The organism is Micromonospora sp. S-DT3-3-22 (genome assembly GCF_015354745.1).
GTDB lineage: Bacteria > Actinomycetota > Actinomycetes > Mycobacteriales > Micromonosporaceae > Micromonospora > Micromonospora wenchangensis.
The window spans coordinates 85,971-92,967 of the sequence record NZ_JACGMO010000009.1 but is presented as its reverse complement, the minus strand read 5'-3'; the positions used below and the strand labels follow the sequence as shown (position 1 = coordinate 92,967).

Here is a 6,997-nt window from a genome sequence, read left to right as displayed (position 1 = left end):
GCGGTGGAGCTGGACCTGCGGCCGGCCCCCGGCGGGCGCGGCACCGAGCTGGCGGTCCGGCCGCTCGGCGGGCTCGCCGCCCTCCCCGGGATGGCCGCCCACCTGGTCGGCGACGACCCCGACGGCTACCTGCGGCAGGTGTTGCGCGCGGTACGGCAGCTCGTCGAGACCGGTGAGGTGCTGCGCGCCGACCGGCCGGCCGTCGAGCGGCCCGCCCCCGACCGGCCGGCGGTGCCCGGATGAGGGCGCTGTGCTGGGAGGGCGTCGACCGGCTCGCGGTACGCCAGGTGCCCGATCCGGAGCTGCGCAACGCCCACGACATGATCGTGCGGGTACGGCGCAGTGCCACCTGCGGGACCGACCTGCCGTTGCTCGCCGGGCGGGTGCCGGGCCTGTCCGCCGGTGACGTGCTCGGGCACGAGTTCCTGGGCGACGTGGCCGAGGTCGGCCCGGCGGTACGCCGGCACCGCCTCGGGGACCGGGTGGTGGTCTGCGCCGCCGTGGCCTGCGGGAACTGCTGGTACTGCCGGCAGGGGCTGTACTCCTGCTGCGACAACGGCGCGCCCGCCGCGACGGTCACCGAGGCGGCCTGGGGGCAACCCACCGGCGGCTGTTACGGCCATCCCCGGACGGCGGGTGGGTTCGCCGGCAGCCACGCCGAGTACGTCCGGGTGCCGTACGCCGACGTGGGGGCGTTCACCGTGCCCGACCCGGTCAGCGACGACCGGGCGGTGTTCGCCTCGGACGCCGCCCCCGCCGGTTGGATGGGTGCCGAGCTGGGTGCGGTCCGCCCCGGTGACGTGGTGGCGGTGTGGGGGGCGGGTGCGGTGGGTCAGCTCACCGCGCAGGCGGCGACGGTGCTCGGCGCGGACCGGGTGATCGTGATCGACCGCTACCCGGAGCGGTTGCGGATGGCCGAACGGCACACCGGTGCCGAGACGCTGCACTACGAGCACACCGACGTCCCCGCCGAGCTGCGGGAACGCAGTGGGGGCCGGGGTCCCGACGTGTGCGTGGAGGCGGTCGGGGTGGCCGACGGCGGTGGCCGTCCGCTGTCGCTGGCCGACCGGTTCACCGGCCGGGGCGGCCCGGTCGAGGACCCGTTGGCGCTGCGGGAGGCGGTGCACGCCTGCCGTAAGGGCGGCACGGTCTTCGTCTCGGGCACCTTCACCGGTTTCGTGGACGCCTTCCCGCTGGGCGCGGTGATGCACAAGGGGCTCACCCTGCGCAGCGCGCGGCAGCACGGCCAACGGTGGATTCCGATGCTGCTGGACCGGATGGCCCGCGACGAGCTGCGTACCGAACACCTGGCGACGCACCGGTTCGACCTGGACCAGGCTCCGACCGGGTACGCGCTGTTCCGGGACCGGGCCGACGGCTGTGTGCGGGCGGTGTTCACCCCGCACGGCTGAGCCGCCCGGTGGCCCGCCAGCCGCTGCGGGTCGGGCGCGGGTGGCACACTCGGCGGATGCGCCCCGACCGCCCGTACGACCTCGTCCTGTTCGGCGCGACCGGTTTCACCGGCGGGCTGACCGCCGAGTACCTGGCCCGGCACGCCCCGGCGGGGCTGCGCTGGGCGCTGGCCGGCCGCAACCCGGCGAAGCTGTCGGCGGTGCGGGACCGGCTCGCCGCCATCGAGCCGGCCCTGGCCACGCTGCCGCTGCTGACCGCCGACGTCACCGACGCCGGGTCGCTGCGGGCGGTGGTGGAGGGCGCCCGGGTGCTCGCCACCACCGTCGGGCCGTACGTGCACCACGGGGAGCCGCTGGTCGCCGCGTGTGCCGCCGCCGGCACCGACTATCTCGACATCACCGGCGAGCCGGAGTTCGTGGACCTGATGTACGTGCGGCACCACGCCGAGGCGGTCCGCACCGGGGCCCGGCTGGTGCACGCCTGCGGCTTCGACTCGGTCCCGCACGACCTGGGCGTCTGGTACACCGTCCGGCAGTTGCCGGCGGACGGGCCGATCAGCGTCGACGGGTTCGTCCGGGCCGGGGGCAGGTTCTCCGCCGGCACGTACCATTCGGCGCTCACCGCGTTCTCCCGTACCGCGCAGACGAAGCGGGCGGCGCAGGCCCGGCGGGCGGTCGAGCCCCGGCCGGACGGACGCCGGGTCCGTGCGGTGGCCGGGAAGCTGGGCCGGTCGGCGGCGACCGGCATGTGGGCGGTGCCGCTGCCCACCATCGACCCGCAGGTGGTACGCCGGTCCGCCGCCGCCCGCCCGGAGTACGGCCCGGACTTCCGCTACCGGCACTTCGCCGCCGTCAGGCGGCTGCCCACGGTGCTGGCGGCGGGGGCGGGGATGGCCGGGGTGGTGGGGCTGGTGAAGCTGCCGCCGACCCGGCGTTGGCTGCTCGGCCGGCTCGCCTCCGGGCAGGGGCCGAGCGCGGAGCAGCGGGCCCGGTCGTGGTTCCGGGTGCGGTTCGTCGGCGAGGGCGGCGGCCGGACCGTCCGCACCGAGGTCGCCGGCGGCGACCCCGGCTACGACGAGACCGCCAAGATGCTCGCCGAGTCGGCCCTCTGCCTGGCGTACGACGAGCTGCCCGCCACGTCCGGGCAGCTGACCCCGGTGGCGGCGATGGGGGACGCGCTGCTGGACCGGTTGGTGCGGGCGGGGATCACGTTCCGGGTGCTCCCGTAGTGGGGACGACGGCCGGGTCGCGGGGCCGGCGGCGGCCGGTGCGGGCTTGACCCTCGACCTGGTTGAGGCGACAGCATCGTGGGCATGGAGAGCGAGCTGCTGAGCATCGGCGAGCTGGCCCGGGCCAGTGGCCTGACGGTCAGCGCGCTGCGGTTCTACGACCGGTGCGGGGTGCTGACCCGACGCTTGTCGACCCGGTGAACGGGTACCGCTGGTACACCGCCGCGCAGGTGACGCCGGCCCGGCTGGTGGCCGGCCTGCGCCGGATCGGCATGCCGCTGGCCGGGATCACCGCCGCGTTGCGGCTGCGCGACGAGCCGGCGCGGGTCGGGCGGCTGCTCGACGCGCACCTGCGCCGGTTGGAGGACGGTCTCGCCGACGCCCGCCGCGAACTCTCCCGGATCCGTGCCCTGATCGATCCCGAGGAGTGTCCGATGACCACCCGAATCACCCTGTCCCCCGTCGCCCTGGCCGCCGCCGTCGACGCCGTCCGGTTCGCTGTCGGCACCGACCCCGACCTGCCGGTGCTCGGCGGTGTGCTGCTGGACGTGGAGTCCGACGGCGTACGGCTGGTGGCGACCGACCGCTACCGGATGGCGCTGGCCCGCGCCGGTGGCCGGGTGGACGGCCCGCCGGTGCGGGCGCTGCTGCCGGCGGCGGCCGTCGACGAGTTCCGGGCGCTGCTGGACACCACCGAACAGGTGCGGCTGACCGTCGCCGGCGGGGAGGTCGCCGTCGCCGTCGCCGGGGTCGAGGCCCGCTCGGCGGTGCTGCCGGACGAGTTCACCGACTACCGGCGGCTGCTGCGCCGTCCGGCGGACGCCACGGCCCGGCGGGTTCCGGTCGACGTGGCGGCGCTGCGTAGCGCGCTGCGGTCCACCACCCCCACGGTGACCCGGGAGCACGAGGGGGTGGCGCTGCCGGTGACGGTGCTGGGGGTGGACGACCGCGACGGGCTGCGCCTGGTCGACGCCGCCGAACTGGCCGGGCCGGACCCGACCGACCTGCTGGTCGGGGTGAACGGGGACTTCCTGCTCGATGCCCTGGACGCCGCCGGCGGCCCGCAACTGGTGTTGGAACTCGACGGTCCGATCGCCCCGCTGGCCGTGCGCCGCCCCGACGACGAGGACACCTTCTCGATCCTGATGCCGATCCGGCTCTGACTCCCGCCTTCCGGTAGCGGTGGCGGGCACCCCGCGTTCAACGGCGTCGTTAGGGCAGCAGGCCGCAGCAGGGCTCGAAAGCGGCACCGACAGCGATTACCGGGAGTGAATTGAGAGATCAACCCGGCATCGTCACCTTCGGTGATGGGCAAAGTCGCCGGCCGTCAAGCCGGGCCGGGCACGAGGCAGAGGGCCGGGTGGCGAAGGCAGGCGCGTCCCCGTCGCCAGCGGCGGGTGCGGATGACGCCGGTGCGGGCCCCCGCCCCGGGGGTCCCGGGCAGCGCGCGTCAGCACCGGGGCCGGGGGCCGGCGGGCGCGACGGTAGCATCGGAGGGTCCCACCTGACCGCCTGGACGGAGCGTACGGAGCAGCATGCTCGACATGGAGTTGATCCGGAAGGATCGCGAGGCGGTGGCGACCGCGCTCGCGAAGCGACTGGATCCCGCCGAGGTCAACCGGGTCCTGGACGACATCCAGCGACTCGACCAGGAACGCCGCGCCCTGATCACGGAGATCGACGCCGAGCGGCAGCGCCGCAAGGCCGAGGCCCGGGCGTACGCGCAGGCGAAGCGGGCCGGCACCACGCCGGAGTCCGTCGCGCCGGAGGTCGAGCGCAAGCAGCTCGCCGAGCTGGAGTCCCAGCTCGACGAGGTGCAGTCCCGGCTGCGCGGCACGATGAGCGAGCTGCCCAACCTGCCCGCCGACGACGTGGTGCCCGGCGGCAAGGAGGCCAACCGGGTGGTGAAGACCTTCGGTGCGCCGCCGGTCATCGAGACGATCCGCGACCACGTGGAGCTGAGCCGGGCGCTCGGCCTGGTCGACCACGAGCGGGGCGTCAAGCTCGGCGGTTCGGGCTTCTGGATGTACACCGGCCTGGGCGCCCGGCTGGAGTGGGCGCTGATCAACTGGTTCATCGACGAGCACGTGCGGGCCGGCTACGAGTTCCTGCTCCCGCCGCACCTGCTGCTGGACACCGCCGGTTTCGCCGCCGGCCAGTTCCCCAAGTTCTACGACGACGTCTACCACCTGGACCGGGAGTCCGCCCCGCGCGGGCAGTTCCTGCTGCCCACCTCGGAGACGGCGATCCTCGGCGCCTACCAGGACGAGATCCTGGAGACGTCGAAGCTGCCGCTGAAGGCGTTCGCGTACACCCCCTGCTACCGGCGGGAGGCGGCCGGTTCGCACTCCGACGAGCGCGGCACCGTACGCGGGCACCAGTTCAACAAGGTGGAGATCTTCCAGTTCACCCTGCCCGAGCAGGCCGACGCGGCGCTGGAGGAGATGCTCGCCCACGCGGAGAGCCTGGTCGAGAAGCTGGGCCTGCACTACCAGCGCAGCCTGCTGTCGGCCGGTGACGCCAGCGCTTCGATGAAGAAGACCCTCGACATCGAGGTGTGGATGCCGAGCACCGGCAAGTACAAGGAGGTGTCGTCGGTCTCCTGGGCCGGTGACTACCAGGCCCGCCGGGCCGCCATCCGCTACCGCGAGCCGGGCGGCAAGCAGACCCGGTTCGTGCACACGCTCAACGGTTCGGCGCTGGCCACCAGCCGGCTCTTCCCGGCCATCCTGGAGCAGTTCCAGCAGCCCGACGGTTCGGTACTGGTGCCCGAGGTGCTCCGCGACCGGCTCGGCACCGACCGGCTCACCCCGGTGCGCTGAGGCGTCCGGTGGGCGGCGGGGTCCTGCGGGCACCCGCCGCCCACCGCCCTCACGTCCGCCCGGCGTCGCGGGTGCGGGTGCGGTGCCGCAGCGCCGCCACCGCGAGCAGCACGACCAAAAGCCCGGCGAGCACCGCCGGGCCGGCCGTGTCCAGCGCCGTCACCAGCGTCCGTTGGACCCGGGCCGCGCCGACCACCACCGGGTCGCCGAAGGCGTCGTGCCGGCCCTGGGCGAGGCGGACCTCGTACCAGCCGTACCAGGCGACGTAGCCGCCGGCGACGAGCAGCACCAGACCGCTGAGCCGGGGCACCCACGCGCCGACGCCGCGCAGCCCACGGACCACCCGGCCGCGCAGCAGCGCCACGCCGAGCGCCGCCACCGCCACCACCAGCCCCATCCCGATCGCGTACGCGACGAACAGCGCCAGCCCGCGCAGGGTCGACCCGGCCTGGAGGCTGGTCACCACGATCGCCAGGAACGGGGCGATCGAGCAGCTCAGCGACGCCAGCGCGTACGCCATGCCGAACAGCGCCATGGACGGCAGCGAACGGGTCAGGCGGGGGGCGCGGGCCGACGGGCGCGGGGTGGGCAGCCGGCGGCCGGCGAGCAGCCAGCAGCCCAGCGCCAGCAGACCCAGCCCGAGGGTCACGGTCAGCCACGGCAGCCGGGGGCGCAGCCAGTCGGCCAGCGGCGCGACGGCCAACCCGAAGGCCCCGAACACCACGACGTACCCGCAGGTCAGGCCGGCCGCCGCGGTGAGTGCCCGGCCGACCGCGCCCCGGCCGTCGGCCGGCCCGGCGACCAGCAGCGACAGGTACGCCGGCAGCATCGCGAAGCCGCACGGGTTGACCGCGCCGAGCATCCCGGCGGTCAGCGCGAGCAGCAGCGGGCCGGTCATCAGCCGGCCAGGGCGGCGACCCAGCGGGTGAGGTCCTCGCCGTCGAGGAAGCCCTGGTGGACGACCTTCCCCTCCCGGTCGATGATGAGGAAGGTGCTCTGTTCGACGATCTCGAAGCGCCGCCACAGCGCGCCGGCCCGGTCGTCGATCTGGGTGGTGCCGCCGAGTTCGAACTCGGTGACGAAGCTGCGCATCGCCTTCTGCTCACCGAGGCCGGCCACCCCGACGATCGGCACGGTGTCCCGGTACTTCGGAGCGATCTCGGCGACCGTCCACGCCTGGCTGGCGCAGGTGGCGCACCAGGGCGCCCAGAACCACAGCACCACCGGACGGCCGGCCAGGTCGGCGGCGGAGAACGCCGTACCGTCGAGGGTCCTGGCGGTGAAGCGCAGCGCGTCGGGCACCACGGCGGGTGCGCCGGTCGGGGTGGTCGCGACGGACGACGGCGCGGCGGAGGTCGACGCGGTGGCGACCGGGACGGCGACCTCGGCGGCCGGCTGCGCCGACGTCGGCCCGACGGCGCAGGCCGAGGCGGCCAGCAGGGTGCCGGCGAGGGTGGCGGCGACGGCGAGCCGGGCGGCCGGCCGACCCTCCGGCCCGTTGCTGGGTGACGACGACGACCGCATCCGGTGCTCC

The 6,997-nt window shown here is 75.2% G+C and carries 5 protein-coding genes and 2 pseudogenes; 5 read left to right on the top strand and 2 right to left on the bottom strand.

Annotation, left to right across the window (positions count from 1 at the left end; genetic code table 11):
- The 5 genes and pseudogenes from H1A17_RS04355 to serS all read left to right on the top strand — a co-directional run.
- Positions 1 to 243, top strand: a pseudogene (locus H1A17_RS04355) (hypothetical protein); the annotation flags it as partial.
- Positions 240 to 1,412 (top strand): zinc-dependent alcohol dehydrogenase, encoded by a 1,173-nt coding sequence (locus H1A17_RS04350; protein WP_194821121.1) that lies wholly within the window; start codon positions 240 to 242, stop codon positions 1,410 to 1,412. The pseudogene H1A17_RS04355 and the gene H1A17_RS04350, both read left to right, overlap by 4 nt.
- 56 nt (positions 1,413 to 1,468) lie before the next feature.
- Positions 1,469 to 2,641: a trans-acting enoyl reductase family protein gene (locus tag H1A17_RS04345; RefSeq protein WP_145921184.1), complete on the top strand. Its 1,173-nt coding sequence runs from the start codon at positions 1,469 to 1,471 to the stop codon at positions 2,639 to 2,641.
- Between the two features lie 84 nt (positions 2,642 to 2,725).
- A pseudogene (locus H1A17_RS04340) lies at positions 2,726 to 3,804 on the top strand (MerR family transcriptional regulator).
- 372 nt (positions 3,805 to 4,176) lie between these two features.
- On the top strand, positions 4,177 to 5,463 hold the full coding sequence (serS, locus tag H1A17_RS04335; RefSeq protein ID WP_145921186.1) for a serine--tRNA ligase: 1,287 nt from the start codon (positions 4,177 to 4,179) through the stop codon (positions 5,461 to 5,463).
- A gap of 49 nt (positions 5,464 to 5,512) precedes the next feature.
- Here the strand turns inward: serS and H1A17_RS04330 are convergent, their stop codons facing one another.
- On the bottom strand, positions 5,513 to 6,361 hold the full coding sequence (locus H1A17_RS04330) for a cytochrome c biogenesis CcdA family protein (protein WP_194821120.1): 849 nt from the start codon (positions 6,359 to 6,361) through the stop codon (positions 5,513 to 5,515).
- Positions 6,361 to 6,987, bottom strand: coding sequence for a TlpA disulfide reductase family protein (locus tag H1A17_RS04325; protein WP_194821119.1), 627 nt, complete (start codon positions 6,985 to 6,987; stop codon positions 6,361 to 6,363). The genes H1A17_RS04330 and H1A17_RS04325 overlap by 1 nt, the downstream gene beginning before the upstream one ends.
- Positions 6,988 to 6,997 lie beyond the last annotated feature (10 nt).

Bases quoted from the DNA above. Each gene is read 5' to 3' on its own strand.
- H1A17_RS04325 (WP_194821119.1), bottom strand. From the start codon at position 6,987: ATGCGGTCGTCGTCGTCACCCAGCAACGGGCCGGAGGGTCGGCCGGCC.
- H1A17_RS04330 (WP_194821120.1), bottom strand. From the start codon at position 6,361: ATGACCGGCCCGCTGCTGCTCGCGCTGACCGCCGGGATGCTCGGCGCG.
- H1A17_RS04345 (WP_145921184.1), top strand. From the start codon at position 1,469: ATGCGCCCCGACCGCCCGTACGACCTCGTCCTGTTCGGCGCGACCGGT.
- H1A17_RS04350 (WP_194821121.1), top strand. From the start codon at position 240: ATGAGGGCGCTGTGCTGGGAGGGCGTCGACCGGCTCGCGGTACGCCAG.
- serS (WP_145921186.1), top strand. From the start codon at position 4,177: ATGCTCGACATGGAGTTGATCCGGAAGGATCGCGAGGCGGTGGCGACC.